Annotated in this window: 14 protein-coding genes; 5 read left to right on the top strand and 9 right to left on the bottom strand. The window is 57.7% G+C overall.

Going from position 1 to position 16306, the window contains the following annotated elements; translation table 11 throughout:
* Positions 1-72 precede the first annotated feature (72 nt).
* A complete protein-coding gene (locus L1P08_RS00515; protein ID WP_303618066.1) occupies positions 73-261 on the top strand; it encodes a hypothetical protein in 189 nt (62 codons plus the stop codon).
* A gap of 88 nt (positions 262-349) precedes the next feature.
* Here the strand turns inward: L1P08_RS00515 and rpoD are convergent, their stop codons facing one another.
* Positions 350-2368, bottom strand: coding sequence for an RNA polymerase sigma factor RpoD (gene rpoD, locus L1P08_RS00510; protein ID WP_303618065.1), 2019 nt, complete (start codon positions 2366-2368; stop codon positions 350-352).
* A gap of 179 nt (positions 2369-2547) precedes the next feature.
* Positions 2548-4500 (bottom strand): DNA primase, encoded by a 1953-nt coding sequence (gene dnaG, locus L1P08_RS00505; RefSeq protein WP_303618064.1) that lies wholly within the window; start codon positions 4498-4500, stop codon positions 2548-2550.
* Between the two features lie 713 nt (positions 4501-5213).
* Here dnaG and L1P08_RS00500 point away from each other — a divergent pair.
* Positions 5214-5876: a response regulator transcription factor gene (locus L1P08_RS00500; RefSeq protein ID WP_303618063.1), complete on the top strand. Its 663-nt coding sequence runs from the start codon at positions 5214-5216 to the stop codon at positions 5874-5876.
* A gap of 39 nt (positions 5877-5915) precedes the next feature.
* Here L1P08_RS00500 and L1P08_RS00495 read toward each other — a convergent pair whose 3' ends face one another.
* Together L1P08_RS00495 and L1P08_RS00490 are read right to left on the bottom strand one after the other, a co-directional pair.
* Positions 5916-6473 (bottom strand): HdeD family acid-resistance protein, encoded by a 558-nt coding sequence (locus L1P08_RS00495; protein ID WP_303618062.1) that lies wholly within the window; start codon positions 6471-6473, stop codon positions 5916-5918.
* 55 nt (positions 6474-6528) lie between these two features.
* Entirely contained in the window at positions 6529-6981 is a 453-nt protein-coding gene (locus L1P08_RS00490; protein ID WP_303618061.1) for a GatB/YqeY domain-containing protein, read from the bottom strand.
* A gap of 219 nt (positions 6982-7200) precedes the next feature.
* On the opposite strand from L1P08_RS00490, the gene carA reads away from it, so the two are divergent.
* Positions 7201-8412, top strand: coding sequence for a glutamine-hydrolyzing carbamoyl-phosphate synthase small subunit (carA, locus tag L1P08_RS00485; RefSeq protein ID WP_303618060.1), 1212 nt, complete (start codon positions 7201-7203; stop codon positions 8410-8412).
* A 9-nt stretch (positions 8413-8421) separates the two neighbouring features.
* Here carA and L1P08_RS00480 read toward each other — a convergent pair whose 3' ends face one another.
* Together L1P08_RS00480 and L1P08_RS00475 are read right to left on the bottom strand one after the other, a co-directional pair.
* Positions 8422-9186: a GGDEF domain-containing protein gene (locus L1P08_RS00480; protein ID WP_303618059.1), complete on the bottom strand. Its 765-nt coding sequence runs from the start codon at positions 9184-9186 to the stop codon at positions 8422-8424.
* 87 nt (positions 9187-9273) lie between these two features.
* A complete protein-coding gene (locus L1P08_RS00475; RefSeq protein ID WP_303618058.1) occupies positions 9274-10911 on the bottom strand; it encodes a glycosyltransferase family 32 protein in 1638 nt (545 codons plus the stop codon).
* Between the two features lie 96 nt (positions 10912-11007).
* On the opposite strand from L1P08_RS00475, the gene L1P08_RS00470 reads away from it, so the two are divergent.
* A complete protein-coding gene (locus L1P08_RS00470) occupies positions 11008-11517 on the top strand; it encodes a cytochrome b (protein WP_303618057.1) in 510 nt (169 codons plus the stop codon).
* Here L1P08_RS00470 and L1P08_RS00465 read toward each other — a convergent pair.
* Both L1P08_RS00465 and ypfJ read right to left on the bottom strand, forming a co-directional pair.
* Complete coding sequence (locus L1P08_RS00465; RefSeq protein WP_303618056.1) at positions 11514-12686, bottom strand: BaiN/RdsA family NAD(P)/FAD-dependent oxidoreductase; 1173 nt, start codon at positions 12684-12686, stop codon at positions 11514-11516. The genes L1P08_RS00470 and L1P08_RS00465 overlap by 4 nt on opposite strands.
* Before the next feature lie 6 nt (positions 12687-12692).
* Positions 12693-13598 (bottom strand): KPN_02809 family neutral zinc metallopeptidase, encoded by a 906-nt coding sequence (gene ypfJ / locus L1P08_RS00460; RefSeq protein ID WP_303618055.1) that lies wholly within the window; start codon positions 13596-13598, stop codon positions 12693-12695.
* Positions 13599-13892: 294 nt separating this feature from the next.
* Here ypfJ and L1P08_RS00455 point away from each other — a divergent pair, with 294 nt between their 5' ends.
* Positions 13893-15869 (top strand): bifunctional 2',3'-cyclic-nucleotide 2'-phosphodiesterase/3'-nucleotidase, encoded by a 1977-nt coding sequence (locus L1P08_RS00455; RefSeq protein ID WP_303618054.1) that lies wholly within the window; start codon positions 13893-13895, stop codon positions 15867-15869.
* Positions 15870-16101: 232 nt separating this feature from the next.
* Here L1P08_RS00455 and L1P08_RS00450 read toward each other — a convergent pair whose 3' ends face one another.
* Positions 16102-16275, bottom strand: a complete 174-nt coding sequence (locus L1P08_RS00450) for a DUF1328 family protein (protein WP_303618053.1) — start codon at positions 16273-16275, stop codon at positions 16102-16104.
* Positions 16276-16306 lie beyond the last annotated feature (31 nt).

Genomic DNA, 16306 nt, shown 5'->3' with positions numbered 1-16306 from the left:
GCAGCCGATACTGGGGAACCATCATCGGTCCCGCGCGTTAATCAGCCAGACGAAACAACAAAGGCGAACCGCATGTCAGATGAAAAAGAGACCGTAGTCGTAAGCAATACCGGCGGTAATGGCGGAGCATGGTTTCTCGGCATCGTCGTGGCGATTGGTATCGTTGTAGTCGCTTTCCTCGCCTATAACGGGTTTTTCACAGGCGGCGACAGCGTCGAAGTCGAATTGAAAGTCCCCGAGATTTCCGCCCCGGCGCAATAGCGCCTTATACCTCCAAACGATAATCCTCCAAAGCCAACGGGAGCCGCAAGGCTCCCGTTTTCTTTTGATCGGCGTGCATCAGCCGAAACTAGTTGTCGAGGAAGCTTCTCAGCTTGCGCGACCGGCTCGGATGCTTGAGCTTGCGCAAAGCCTTCGCCTCGATCTGCCGGATACGTTCACGGGTCACCGAGAACTGCTGGCCAACTTCTTCGAGCGTATGATCGGTGTTCATGCCGATGCCGAAGCGCATGCGCAGCACACGTTCTTCACGCGGGGTCAGCGAAGCCAGAACGCGGGTCGTCGTTTCGCGCAGATTGGACTGGATCGCCGCATCAATCGGCTGCATCGCATTGGCATCGGGAATGAAATCACCCAGATTGCTGTCTTCCTCATCGCCAATCGGCGTTTCAAGGGAGATCGGCTCCTTGGCGATTTTCAACACCTTGCGGACCTTGTCGAGCGGCATTTGCAGCTTCTCGGACAGCTCTTCAGGTGTCGGCTCGCGCCCGATTTCATGCAGCATCTGGCGTGACGTGCGCACGATCTTGTTGATCGTCTCGATCATGTGCACCGGAATACGAATGGTGCGCGCCTGATCGGCGATCGAACGGGTGATCGCCTGCCGGATCCACCAGGTCGCATAGGTCGAGAACTTGTAGCCACGGCGATATTCGAATTTATCAACCGCCTTCATCAGGCCGATATTGCCTTCCTGGATCAGATCAAGGAACTGCAGGCCGCGATTGGTGTATTTCTTGGCAATCGAGATCACGAGACGGAGGTTCGCTTCCACCATTTCCTTCTTGGCAATCGCCGCTTCCCGCTCACCCTTTTGCACCTTGTGCACGATGCGGCGGTATTCGGTGATATCAAGACCGGTCTCGGTGGCCAGCGTCTGGATTTCGCCGCGCAGGTCTTCAATCGTATCGAGCTCACGCTTGACGAATTCGCCCCAGCCTTTAACGCCCAGTTCGCCCACTTTCGTGGTCCACTCGGGGTCCAGCTCGCCGCCATAATAGACTTCGAGGAATTTCTCGCGCTTGATGCCATAGCTCTCAGCCAGACGCAGCAACCGGCCTTCAATCCGCACCAACCGCTTGTTGATGTCGTAAAGCTGTTCAACAAGGCTCTCGATACGCGAATTATTGAGGCTGAGCGATTTCACGTGAGTGATGACTTCGCCACGCCAGCCGCTGAGCTTTTTCACCTCGGACTGATTAAGGTCCTTGGCCGCCAGGCGGTCTTCTGTGTGCTGGTCCTGCACCTTGCGCATCTTGCCGTAAATCTTGGCAATATTGTCGAAGGTCTCAACAACCTGTGGCTTCAGCTCGGCTTCCATCGCGCTGAGCGAGAGATTGTTTTCATAATCCTCGTCATCATCATCGTCGGAATTCTGGCCTTCGCCCTCGCCGTCGCCATCTTCCGCGCCTTCGCTTTTCGCTGGCGCAGCAGCCTGTGCCGCTGCCTGCCCATATTGCGGCGGGTTCACTGCAGGCGCAGCCTGCTTGGCATCAGGCCCCGCATAAGTGGCTTCAAGATCGATAATGTCGCGCAGCAAAATCTCGCCTTCGGCAAGCTGATCGCGCCAGATGATGATGGCCTGGAAGGTCAGCGGGCTTTCGCACAAGCCCTCAATCATGGTCTCGCGCCCGGCTTCAATGCGCTTGGCGATGGCGATTTCGCCCTCGCGACTCAGAAGTTCGACAGAGCCCATTTCGCGCAAATACATGCGCACCGGATCATCGGTACGGTCCGACCCGGATTTCGCATTGGAATTGGTCGCAACTGCAGTTCCTGTGGAAGGCGCAAGTTCGCCCCCCTCTTCGCTGTCATCGCTGCTATTGTCGGCTTCTTCGATCTCGTCTTCATCGACGACATTGATGCCCATGTCGTTGAACATGGCCATGATGTCTTCGATCTGCTCAGAGGTCACTTCCTCGGAGGGCAGAACGGCGTTGATTTCTTCGTAGGTCACATAGCCGCGTTTTTTCGCGGTCTTGATCAATTTTTTGACCGCGGCATCGCTGAGGTCAAGCAATGGGCTGTCGGGTGCCTCGCTCTGTTCCTGCGGCTTTTCGGTCTCTTTGGTCTGTGCCTTGGTGGCCATATGTTTCTCCGGGCGGCGCTTCGGGGTGCCAGTGTCGCCAATAGTCTTTAAATGGTGATGCCACTCATCAAGGTAAAGTGAGGTTAACGCCGGACACCTATTTTTCTGTCCGCTTGGCCCGTTTCCGATATCTGTGACCGGCGGCCACATGCGAGAAAGCGCACGTCGCGGGCCTTTTTCTAAAAGCTTCGCGTCGCACGCCCGGATAACGAACCGAAACCCTCAATCAATGCCTCTGTGCCATCGACGCTGGTAATCTGGTTCTGGATGTCCCGCAGCCGCTCAAGATTCTCATCGCTCAGGTCATCACCCAGCGCTATTTCGGCTGCTTTAAGCTCTCTATTTAGCTGAACAGATTTGGAATGCAAGGCCAGAGCGTGTTTTAAGCCCGTTTCAGCGTCCACTTCGGCGATATTATCGCCTGTTTGCCAAACCCCCTGCCGCAAAAGAACGCCGCGCATCTTCTCCAGCAATTCGCCAAAACCACGCGCCACCAGCATCTCGTTCATCTGGGTGGTGGTAATATCATGGTCGCGGCTGACAATATCAATCACCGCCCCCAGAACCTGCCGCGCCGCCGGACTTTCAAAATCCAGTGCCGCCAGCGCTTCCAGCCGCGGTTCAACCAGCAAGGGGTGGTTGATCAGGCTCATCAGGATCACCGCCTCGCGCGCCGTCACCTCAGGCACCCGGCCCGGCTTCAGCAATCGCGAGTTCTTCAAGGCGTCACTCACCACCAGTTTGGGCGATCCACGTCCGCGCGACGGACCATAGCCGGACCGGTTATTCTTGAAGCCGCCACTATTATAGCCGCCCCGTCCACTATTCTGCCGGTAACGGTCCCGCGCCGGCGCAAACAATTCCTGCAGTTTTTCGTCAAACGCCTGCGCATAATGGCGCCGCACCGAATTATCGGCAATCGCATTGGCCCGCTCGCGCAAGCGCATTTCCAGCGCCGCCCGCGCCTCAGGCGTTTCCGGCACAATGCCGCGCGTTTCCATGCTCCAGACCATTTCCGACAGCGGCCGGGAATCCTTGATCAGGTCAGCAAACGCGTCGCGCCCGCGCTGCTTGATAATGTCGTCGGGATCAAGCCCATCCGGCAGCATGGCAATCTTCACTGTCTGCCCGGGCTTCAGCAGCGGCAAAACCATATCCGCTGTGCGCTCAGCCGCCTTTTGCCCGGCCTTGTCGCCGTCAAAACACAAAACCGGCGCGTCACTCATCCGCCACAACAGGGTCAAATGGTCCTCGGTCAACGCCGTACCAAGCGGTGCCACCGCGCCCTCAAACCCGGCCGCCACCGCTGCAATCACATCGAGATAGCCCTCGACCACCACAACCGGCTTGCCATCATGGGCCGCCTGGCGCGCATCCTTGCCATTATAAAGCGTCTGCCTTTTGTGAAAGAGATCGGTTTCAGGCGAATTGAGATATTTCGCCGGCACATCAGCGCTCAGCGCCCGTCCACCAAAGGCAATCACCCGCCCGCGAAAATCCATTATTGGAAACATCAGCCGGTTGCGAAACCGGTCATAGGTCAGCGCATCGCCCTCGCGTTGCGCCAAAAGACCCGTCGCCATCATGTCCGCCGCCGAAACCCCGTTCGCTGCCAGATGCTCTTTCAATCCATTGCGGCTTTCCGGCGAAAACCCGATACGGAACCGCGTCTGCTGGCTCGGCGTCACCCCGCGTTCATTCAGATAGCCACGCGCCCGCGCCCCGATATTATGCGCCAGCGCGGCCTCAAAATAGGCGGTTGCCAGCTCCATCACTTCATAGAGCGAGCGCCGTTCGGCCGCCTTCTTCTCCTGAACCGGATCACGCGCCGGCATCGGCACCCCTGCCAAACCGGCCAATTGCTCCACCGCCTCGGGAAAACTGATCCCCGTACGCTCGGTCAGAAACCTGAAATGGTCGCCCGATGCCCCACACGAGAAACAGTGATAACGGCCCCGCTGGTCGTCAGCATGGAAACTCGGCGTCTTCTCCCCATGGAACGGACAGCAGGCCCACATATCCCCCTTGCCCGGCTGCGACTTGCGCTTATCCCAGATGACATGCTGACCCACCACCTGCGTAATCGGCAGGCGGTTGCGAATGTCGTCCAGAAAGGCATCGGAAAAGCGCATGCCCGATCTTACCGCACAGCAGCAGACAAGAGCAATCGGACAAGCGCGATCTTCACAGGCACAGGCAACCAGCTTTAGGTCTCATACCTCTCCTGCACCGCCAGCCCGCGCATCAGCCCAAACATCAGAAAACCGAAATTGGCTCCGATAAACAATCCAAGCAAAAACCATACAAATCCGGACATGACGCAACCTCATACTCAAGAACAAAAGCGAGCCAGCCTCACGCAGGCTCACGAGTGTTTCGGTGGAGTGGAAGCCTCTGATTTCAATGCCACTTCATGGCATTTAAGCCATTCATTTCCGCGCACATTAAAGCTGAAATAACTATTCAGATTAACCTGCCCACTCACGCCTAAACTAGAGCATGATGAATAACCGAAGTGTATTTCGACACTTAAATATAGTATTTTAAGTCACGTAAAGCTCAACAATGAATACATCAAGTTATTATTGTCACAATAATAATAGAAAACAAACACAACGTAACACAAGATGAAAAGTTGTTTTACATTCGCAAAATGTAATTTGCCTAGTTTTCCACAGAAATCATAATATTATTTACAATATCGTATTTTATTAAAATATCGTTTTCTTGATTCATTCAATATCATCCAGCGAAGAGCAGAGTGTGTCACGGGGGCAAGTGACACCGCTTGCGGTGGCTATGCAGACTTTTTTAAAGCACCGGAAATTGGGCGGGAACCAGGAAAATGGAACAGAGGATCCAGCGCGTAGGTGTTCTGGACGCGGGTAGCGATGCAAACTTCGATTTGCAGCATTGGCTTTTACAACGCGGCTATTTGGCCGACATGATCCAGGACCCACTACTGATCAAAAACTACTGCTGCGAGCTAAAGCCCGCAGCCTTGCTGATAGATATGTCCCTCATCGGCCAAAGCGGTCCCAAAATGGTGAAAGAGCTTCGGGATTCCGGCTATACCGCACCCATCATCGCCACCCTGAACGGCCGCGATGATGCTTTGCAGGTACAGACCCTGCAAATGGGGGCAGACGACTTCCTGCAACACCCCATGACGACCATTCAGTTGCTGGAACGCCTCGGGTTGATCCTGCGGCAAAGCGCAAGGGAAACCCGGGCAGTTCCCTCGCAAATGGATGAGCTGTCGGATGTTTTGACAAGCACCGAGAGCCGCATCGTAAAAGCATTGCAAGAGAGCATGCCCGACCCCATGCGGCGTGAACAGATCATGTGGGCCATCAAGCGCAAGCAGATTGCCCCCGATGACCGGTCGATCGATGTTTATGTGTCAAACATCAGGCGCAAGCTGCGCATGGTTCATGCCGGGCTGGCCATCACCACAGTGCGTGGTGTGGGCTTTGCACTGACCTATAATCACGAGCAAAATGGCTAAAAGGTTTTCCGGCGTTTCGCATCGAAACGCCGGAAGCTCTCAAAGGCCGCTCTGGCGTAATTTCCGGGCGAGGCCGAACAGGCCAATGGCGAACAGAACCGCCAGCACCCCGCCGATCATCACAAACACGGTCGCAGCCGCCAGTGGCACCACCAGCAGCAAAATCCCGAACAAAACATAGGCGACACCGCTAAGCAGCACCGGCCAGATCTTGGCATAATGCGCGCTCTCGCGCAGAACGATGATGATTTCCAGCACACCGACAAACAGCGCCTGAAACGCCACCAGATAGATCAGCAAGGTCGCCGTCAGGATTGTCGCGAGAAACGGACTGGCCAGAATAAGCGCACCCATGATGATCGAGAGGGTGTTGCGCACCACATCAAACCAGAAATTGCCTGTGCGCGCCCGGCCAAAGGTAATCGCCCACAATCCGAGACCGCCATCCACCAGAAACAGTGCGCCACCCAGCAGCACCAGAACCGTGAGCGCCTGCAACGGCCAGATCAAGGCATAGAGCCCCGCCAGCAGCATCGCCAGTGCGCGCAGCCCCGTCAGCGTCGAGCCAATACGCCCACCCTTTTTTTCGTCATTCATTCTCGCCCCTCCAGTTAAATGATTGTCCGAAAAAAAGGTCGCCGCCGGTCGGTGCCTATCCCGCCAGCCGTTCTTTCACCAGCTTCGAAGCCTTGCCGAAATCGATCCGCCCGGGAAACTTTTCTTTCAGCGCGCCAACAACCTTGCCCATATCCCGCAAGCCCTCGGCCCCGGTTTCCTCAACCACCGCATCAATCGCTGACGCGACTTCTTCATCGCTCAGTGGTTGCGGCAGGTAATGCTGGATAATAACAATTTCCTCGCGTTCCTGCTCGGCCAGGTCCATGCGGTCCGCCTTGGCGTAGATTTCAGCGGATTCCTCGCGCTGCTTCACCATTTTTTGCAACAGCGCCAGAATATCGGAGTCCGAAACCTTCTCGCGCCCCTCGCCCCGGGCAGCGATGTCCCGGTCCTTGATGGCAGCATTGATCAGCCGGAGCGTCGTCGTCCGGCGCGGGTCCCGCGCCTTGATCGCCTCTTTCAACCCGGCATTGATTTCATCGCGCATAAGCGCTCCCTTTTCTAACACTGAAACGTTTGATTTTGCGGTCGAGCTTATACCCAACGGAACCTCGAATGCCAAGATTTGCAACAAATGGGCTTAAGTGACTGTATTTAATAGGATTTATTGCGAGCATCTTGCACACGCATTCGGTTGACCCTATATCCGGCTTCGCATATTGTCCGTCAAATTCTGATCAGACACAAGAATCTCTGGAGACCGCCCGTGACCGGATGGCAGCAATCGCCCACGACCGCCCTTCTTATACTCGAAGATGGCACGCGCCTTGAAGGCTACGGCATCGGCGCGGTTGGCCATACCGCAGGCGAGGTCTGCTTCAACACGGCCATGACCGGCTATCAGGAAATCCTCACGGACCCTTCCTATGCCGGCCAGATTGTCACCTTCACCTTCCCGCATATCGGCAATATCGGTGCCAATGACGAGGATATCGAGACGGTCAACATGGCCGCCCTCTCCGGCGTGCGCGGCGTCGTCCTCAAGGCCGACATCACCAACCCGTCCAATTACCGGGCGGCGCAAAAGCTCGATGCGTGGCTGAAAGCCCGCAACATTGTCGGCATTACCGGCATCGACACCCGGGCCCTGACCGCCCGCATCCGTGAAAACGGCATGCCCAACGGCGTCATCGCCCATGACCCAAAAGGCCTGTTCGACGAAAAATCCATGCTGGCCGAACTCAAAGCCTTTCCCGGCCTCGAAGGGCTGGATCTGGCCGCAACCGTCACCACGGCCCAGACCTATCACTGGGATCAAGGCAGCTGGGAATGGAACAAGGGCTTCAGCATTCTTGAAAACCCCGAATTCCACATTGTCGCTGTCGATTATGGCGCAAAGCGCAATATCCTGCGCTGTCTGGTGGATCAGGGTGCCAAGGTCACTGTTGTCACAGCCAGCGCAACCGCAGAAGACATCATGGCCCACAAGCCGGATGGCGTGTTCCTGTCCAACGGCCCCGGCGATCCGGCCGCAACCGGCAAATATTCAACGCCCACAATCCAGAAGCTGATAAAATCCGGCCTGCCCGTCTTTGGCATCTGTCTCGGCCATCAGCTATTGGCGCTGGCGCTGGGTGCGAAGACCGAAAAAATGCATCAGGGCCACCACGGTGCCAATCACCCGGTACAGGATCTGACCACAGGCAAGGTGGAAATCACCTCGATGAATCACGGTTTTGCCGTCGATACCGCAAGCCTGCCCGCCGGCGTCACCGAAACTCATAAATCGCTGTTTGACGGGTCAAATTGCGGCCTCGCAGTGGATGGCCAGCCGATCTTTTCGGTTCAATACCATCCCGAGGCATCACCCGGCCCGCACGACGCGCATTATCTGTTCACCCGGTTCCTCAACCTGGTACGCAAGCAAAAGGGTCTGCCCGAAATCGCCGAATATACAGCGCCAGCCGCCGCCGAATAAAAGCAAACGCTAGGCGGCTTGCACGAAAGGCAGCACCACAGCCTGGTTTCGCCCGGCCTCTTTGGCCTGGTAAAGGCGTTCGTCAGCCGCCCGGTAAAGGTCGCGGAATTTCATGTCCGCGGCCACAAAGGCCGCGCCGCCAACACTGACCGCCAGGTTGCGGCGCACCCCTTCATATTCAAACTCAAGCTGCTGCACCGCCGCGACAATGCGCTCGCCCGCCAGCACGCTTTCGGGCAATGACGCGCCACGCATGAATACGGCAAATTCCTCGCCACCGACCCGCCCCATAAAATCATCGGCCCGGATTGTCGCGCGTATGCATTCAGCAATCGCTATAAGCGCGGCGTCGCCCCCATCATGGCCAAGTGAATCATTGATCTGCTTGAAATAGTCGGCGTCAACAATCAGCAAGGCACCATCGGCGCGCTCGGTTTTGCTTTTAGCCAGTTCCGCATGAATAAGCTCGGTGAAGGCACGACGGTTGAGGCCTCCAGTCAACATGTCGATATTGGCAGCATGCGCCAGCTCGGCATTAACCTCCTCCAGCTGCAAAAGCTTGAACCCCAGCATGGTCAACAGCGGGACCGCCAGCAGCATCGGCAGCAAAATGCTGTTTCGCACCGCCAACGCCTGCTCTTCAGGATGGAATTCACTATAGCTGAAATAGGAATATACGGCCGCTATCAGCACGCAGGCCAATACCCCCGTCAGTACAAACAACATCACCCGGACGCGCGTCCAGTCAGATGCATTTTTCAATCGCATAGCCATTGTGCCACTCGCTGTAGCGCCCCCGGCACCAAACTAGATCACAAGTTTTGAGCGTTGCTTTATGAAACTGTCTAAAACTCTAATGAACTAGGCCCGGGTAACAAAAAGCCCCGTCAATCCGGCCACTTCAAACCCGTTATGACGGGCCATCAGCGCAAAGCCTTCACCGTCAAGATGCAAATGATAAGGCTGTTCGGCGAAGTGAATATCAGCCCGAAGCACATCGCGATGCACCAGCACAAACCCGCGCCCCACACCATCCAGCGGCACCAGCCGGAAAGCTCTCTGTCCGGCCAGAAAATCGCGTTGCCCCCGCCCGGCGCTCGCGACACCATCCTGCCCGCGGATTTTGTAAGTCACGCGAATGCCGCCACCCCAGTTATAGCGATGCGTCGACAAATCCACCTCACGCCCCGATGCATCAAGCATACCAAGGCCAACCACCGGATAACCCGCCTCCAGCCCCTGCCGTAACGCGTCGGCTGGAATCGCGGTCACTTCCCCGCCGACAAACAACACCCAGTCAGCCTGCGCCCCAACCGCGTCGGCCAGCGCATTGCGCATCGCGGCCGACCGCACCATCGCCCGGCTTTCAGGCAGCAGCTTTTTCATGGCTGTGGTGTTGTCAGCGGGAGCCGCCACAAAATGCAATTTGACCTGGGCAAACCCCAGATCTGACAGACCCTTTACGCTTGCCCGCACCGCATCCTGCTCAACCGCTGTCTGCGCGAACGAACCAACCGTCACCCGGATCCGGCCCTTGTCATATTCAAGCCCGTCCAGTGCGGCGACCAGAGCCGGACTGACGTTCCCTTCCTGCAAGGCCACGCAGATCGCAACATCGGGCACCTCAGCCAGTGGTTGCGGTCGCTGATCGCTATAGGGCCGCAGCGGATCGGGAATACGCACGGCCACAAGTTGCGGATAAAGCCGCGCCCGCACCGCCCATTTCAGCGCGTGCATGGCATGAAACGGCTTGGCCAACCACTTGTGTCGCTTGAGAAAAGGCACCCAGCTTGTCAACCAGTGATGCGAAACATAGGCCTGCCTGTCCGACCATATGAAATCAAAATCCGCGCCCATATCATCAGCCAGCTTGTCATCGCTCGTGCACGGCTTCCCGCCATCGCAATGCGGCGACCACAGGCAAGGCGGCACCAGCTTTGGCCGCTCATCCCGGCCAAGGCGCACCCCGGCACCTGTCGTCAGCGACGGCCCGGTCGAATAAAAAATGTCCGGATTATCGGCAACCGTTGGCAGCAGATCGACGATTAGCCTGAAATAGGCATGCCCCGGCACCGCGCCCATAAACGCATTGGAGAGCAGATAGGGCGTGCCGCAATGCCGCCGGTCAGGCCCGATATGTTCGTAAGGCTCCAGCCCGACGAAACAATCCACACCCTCAACCATCGCATTGATCGAGCGGAACGGCTCCACATCAAGGTCCGAATAAACCCCACCCATGATATTGAGCACCAGATAGCGAAACGAATCCGCCCGCTGGATTGGTGCCGGATACCCATCATAAGTGGCCAGAAATTCAGGATAATGCGCCGCCACGAACTCGCGCATCGTCGCATCAGTCCACAGCCGGATATCCCAGTCCTTGTGGGTTTCGCGCCAGAGGGTGAGATATTCCCCCATCTTGCCCGGCACATCTTCGGTCTTCCAGGTGAAATGCAGGATTTTGGGAATAGCCACGCCGGACCCGTTCGCTTGTGTCATGTCTCGTCTTACTGTCTCATATCGGCGCGCACCGCAAGGGTCGCCCTGCCCGCTGATCTATGTCAAACCTCATACACAGGTGTAATGCTATATTGATTGACCAATCAGGCTGAGATCGAGACCATGGCACCAGCAACCTATTCCAGAACCCAGATTATATTGCACTGGCTTATCGCCGTCCTTGTAGCCTTCCAGATTATTTTCCACGAAGGCATTGCCGCCATCTGGGATGATCGTATGCGGGGCATCGTGCCCAATGAGCCGTCGCCCAATCCCCATGCCATTGTCGGCCTGCTGATTTTGGCACTGGTCTTGTGGCGGCTCACTCTGCGCCTGAGGCGCGGCACCCCCGCCTTGCCCGAAACCGAGCATCCAGCCTTGAAGTTTGTCGCCTCGGCAACCCATTGGCTGTTTTACCTGCTGTTGATCGGCATGCCGATCTCGGGGGCGACAGCGTGGTTTTTCGGCCTGCCCCAACCGGCACAAGCCCATTCCCTGGCCGAAAAACTGCTGATCCCGCTGATCATCCTGCATATTCTGGCAGCCCTGGCGCAGCACTACTATTTCAAGACCAATGTGCTCAAACGCATGCTGGGGCGGACCTAAACCACCTGGCCGGCAGCCCAGCCTGAACTCCAGGCCCACTGAAAATTATAGCCGCCGAGCCAGCCGGTCACATCGACCACTTCGCCGATGAAATAGAGGCCGGGCACGTCCCGCGCCTCCAGCGTCTTGGCGTCGAGCCCGCGTGTATCCACCCCGCCAAGGGTGACCTCCGCCGTGCGATACCCCTCAGAACCGGTCGGCTTGACCTGCCAGTTCTGAACGCTGTCAGCCACCCGGCGCAAAGCCTTGTCGCTCATATCCCCCAGCCGTCCGCCGTCCCCGGCCAGCATTTGCGCCAGCCGCCGTGGCAGAAATGTCGCCAGCACAGTCACAATATCCTGCCGTCCATTCTCCGCCCGCGCCGCGCGCAGGGTTTCAAACACATCCATGTCCGGTGCCATGTTGACGCCAATCGCCATGCCCTCGCGCCAATAGGATGAAATCTGCAAAATCGCCGGCCCGCTGAGCCCGCGATGGGTAAACAGCATCGCCTCGCGAAACTTCACCTTGCCGCAGGTCACCAGCACATCCACGGCCACCCCGGCCAGCTCCTTGGTCTCGGCCAATAGCGCTGGATCAAAGGTCAGCGGCACCAGCCCAGGCCGCGTCTCGGTCAGTTTAAGGCCAAACTGCTCGGCAATTTTATACCCCAAACCGCTGGCCCCCATTTTCGGGATCGATTTGCCACCACAGGCCACAACCAGCGCCGCAGCGGTCAATGTCTCGCCCGACACCGTCACGCTGAACCCGTCCGCCGTTTTGCTCACAGCCCCAATTTCAACGCCGCAACGCAAAACCACGCCCGCCGCCTCCATTTCCGCCTTCAGCATGTCGATGATCTGCCGAGCCGACCCATCGCAGAATAATTGCCCCAGCGTCTTCTCGTGAAAGTCGATGCCATAGCGCTGCACCCATGCCACGAAATCGTGCTGGGTGAACCGGCTCAGCGCCGAAATGGCAAATTTGGGATTGGCGGAAACATAGTTCTTCACGCTGGCACCGATATTGGTGAAATTGCAGCGCCCGCCGCCCGAAATCCGGATTTTCTCCCCCGGCTCGGCATTATGCTCAAGCAGCAGCACCCGCCGGCCCCGCTGCCCGGCGCCAATGGCACACATCATGCCGGCAGCACCGGCACCAATAACAATAACGTCAAATGAAACCGCCATCACGCCTCAGGGCTGCGCCACGTTGAACGTATCGCAGGCACCCGGATTGCCTTCGCGATAACCGCGTTCAAACCAGCGCTTGCGCTGCGCCGAGGTGCCATGGTTGAAGGTTTTCGGCACGGCAAAGCCCTGCATGCGTTTTTGCAGCGTATCATCGCCAATCTGGTTGGCCGCGTTCAGCGCTTCATCGATATCGCCGCTTTCCAGCAAATCTTCCTGCCCCGCATAAGCAGCCCAGACCCCAGCATAACAATCAGCCTGCAATTCCACCCGGATCGACCATTGATTGGCTTCCTCCGCGCTCAGCCGCGCCCGCGCCTGATTGAATTCGGGCAATACCCCGGTCAGGTTCTGCACGTGGTGGCCGATCTCATGGGCAATCACATAGGCCTGGGCAAAATCACCCGGCGCGCCAAACTGGGCCCGCAACTGGTCATAAAACGACAGGTCAATATAAACGCTGTTGTCCCCCGGACAATAAAACGGGCCAGTGCTGGCATCCGCTGTGCCGCAGGCCGAGCGGGTTTGCCCGGAAAACAAAACCACCGGCGGCTCTTCATAGGTCATGTTGCTGTCGGCAAACACCTTGCCCCACATGTCCTCCGTCTCGCGCACAACCACAGAAACAAATGCTGCCAGCTCATCATCAGCTGCATTGGTCGAGGGCCGGGACTGGCTCGAACCGGTGCTCGGTCCATTGGGAATCGATCCCTCCAGCAGGCTCATCGGGTTCACACCCAGTGCAGCCGCGATAATGAACAGCGCCACAATCAGGCCGATGCCGCCAATGCCGCCACCGCGCCGCCCGCCGGGCATGCGCAGGCCCGAACCACCGCTAAATCCGCCACGGCCACTGCTTGCACCGCGTCGGTCCTGAATATTGCTGCTGCCTCTTCGCCCGCGCCACTTCATGCCGCACTCCTCAAGCTGTCAGCCTGTCTTTTGCCACGCCACAGCCAGCACGCCAAGCCACAACCCCACCGCGACACGGCGAAAAGTGATCTGCCGCGCCTGCTTGCCAATTGACAGCGCAGAGCCACAGGATCAGATTTAGACCAATCGGTAAAAAAATCTGCCGGCACCCATACCCGTCATCTACCCGTAACAGAGTTCCGGCATCAGATCCGTAGCGACGCGGCCCGAGTTAGCCAGACGCCGCACGATATCGCGGCGCCCAAGCGCCTGAACTGCAACAGGAGAGATCGAATGGAATTCCGCAACAGCATTTCCCGCCGCGCCTTTCTGGCCAGCACAGCCGGTGCCGGCGCCCTTGTCGTCATGCACCCGTTTGCTGCCATGGCTGCCCCCAGCCAGGCCCATCTGCGCATCATGGAAACCACAGATATCCACGTCGCCATCCTGCCTTACGATTATTACGCCGACGCCCCCAATGACACGATGGGTCTCGCCCGCACCGCCAAACTGATCGAGGGCGTGCGCGCCGAGGCGACCAATTCCATCCTCGTCGACAATGGTGATCTCATCCAGGGCAATCCCATGGGCGATTATGTCGCCTATGAGCGCGGCTTTAAGGAAGGTGACCTGCACCCTATGATGGCCGCCATGAATACGCTCGGCTATGAGGTGGCAACCTTCGGCAATCACGAATTCAACTATGGCCTCGATTTCCTGACCAAGGCCGTGGCCGGAGCGAATTTCCCCTTTGTCTGCGCCAATATTGTTATGGGCGACACGCTGGGTTCAGACCCCACCGCCGACAAGACCCTGATCCCGCCCTTCGTCATCACCGAGAAGGAAATCACCGACGGCGCGGGCGAAAAACAAAAGATCAAAATCGGCTTTATCGGCTTCGTCCCACCCCAGATCATGGTCTGGGACAGCGCCAATCTCGAAGGCAAGGTCATCACCCGCGACATCGTCAAGACCGCCGAAGCCTATGTACCGGTAATGAAGGAACAGGGCGCGGACATCATCGTCGCCCTCTCCCATTCCGGCATTGATGGCACCGGGCAGACCGATGCCATGGAAAACGCCTCGCTTTATCTCGCCGGCGTTGACGGTATCGATGTGGTCTTTACCGGCCACCAGCATCTGGTCTTCCCCGGCAATTACGCCGATATCACCGGCGTCGACAATGATAAGGGCACGCTGCAAGGCAAGCCCGCGGTCATGAGCGGCTTCTGGGGCTCGCATATGGGCCTGATCGATCTGCTGCTGGAAAAGGGTGAAAACGGCTGGACCATCGCCGCCCACACCTCCGAGGCCCGCCCCATTGTCGACCGTGTCGATGGCAAGAACGTGCCGACAGTCGAAAGCGTCGCAACCGTCGAAGCCGCCGTCAAAGCCGATCATGAAGGCACGCTAGATTATATCCGCCGCCCGGTCGGTGAAACCGCCGCCCCGCTGCATTCCTATTTCGCGCTGGTGGCCGATGATCCCTCCGTCCAGATCGTCTCCCAGGCCCAGACCTGGTACATCACCCAGATGATGAAGGGCACCGAATGGGAGGGACTGCCCATCCTCTCCGCCGCCGCCCCCTTCAAGGCCGGTGGCCGTGGCGGTCCCGATTACTATACAGACGTCCCCGTCGGCCCGGTCGCCATCAAGAATGTCGCCGATCTCTATCTTTATCCCAACACCATCCGCGCCGTGGCCATCACCGGCGCCGAGGTCAAGGACTGGCTGGAACGCTCGGCAGGCATATTCAATCAGGTTGAGGCCGGCGGCACCGACCAGCCCCTGATCAGCTCCGAATTTCCTTCCTACAATTTCGATGTGATTGATGGGGTCACTTACAGGATCGATATCACCCAACCCTCGAAATACGGCCCCAAGGGCGAACCGCTCAATCCCGATGCCAACCGCATCGTCGACTTGATGTTTAATGGCGAACCGATTGATCCGACTCAAAAATTCGTTGTTGCCACCAACAATTACCGTGCAGGCGGCGGTGGCAATTTCCCCGGCGCCGATGGCTCAACCGTCATCTTTGTCGGCCCCGATACCAATCGCGACATCATCGTGCGCTTCATCTACGAGCAAGGCACGATCAACCCGGCTGCCGACAGCAATTGGTCACTGGCCCCCATCGGCAATACCTCTGTCCTGTTCGAAACCGGCCCGAAAGCCGCCGAACACGTCGCCGATGTCACAGCCGTCACTATCGAGCCAACCGGAGAGACGAGCGAGGCTGGTTTCGGCATTTATCGCATCACGCTCTGATCGCCCGGCCCCATGGCCTGGACCAACGGAATAGCAAAAAGGGGCAAGCTCGGCGCTTGCCCCTTTTTCTATCGTTCAAACTTTGGAACATTTCAGCCCTTGCCGGAATGGCTGTATCGTCATTGCGAGCGCCAAAGGCGCGCGGCAATCCAGAGCGAAGAACACCAGCGCGCGCGGCTCTGGACCGCGATGACGAAAGGGATTTCCAGCAAAATCTGTCCGGCTCTGTTGGCTAAAACAGAACCGCGCCACCAAGCAGCATCATCAGCAGCATCAATACAATACCGATCACCATGATTGTGAAAACGATCTTGGCAATAAAGCTGGCCCCGGCCGCAATCCCGGTAAACCCCAGCGCACCGGCAACCAATGCCACGACAATCAACAATATAAGCAGGTTAAGCATGGCTTCCCTCATATGGTTCAACGGCGCGCCG

Source organism: Mariluticola halotolerans (genome assembly GCF_021611515.1).
GTDB lineage: Bacteria > Pseudomonadota > Alphaproteobacteria > Rhizobiales > Devosiaceae > Mariluticola > Mariluticola halotolerans.
The sequence above is the reverse complement of the archived record's forward strand: the minus strand, read 5'-3'. Positions and strand labels throughout refer to the sequence as shown.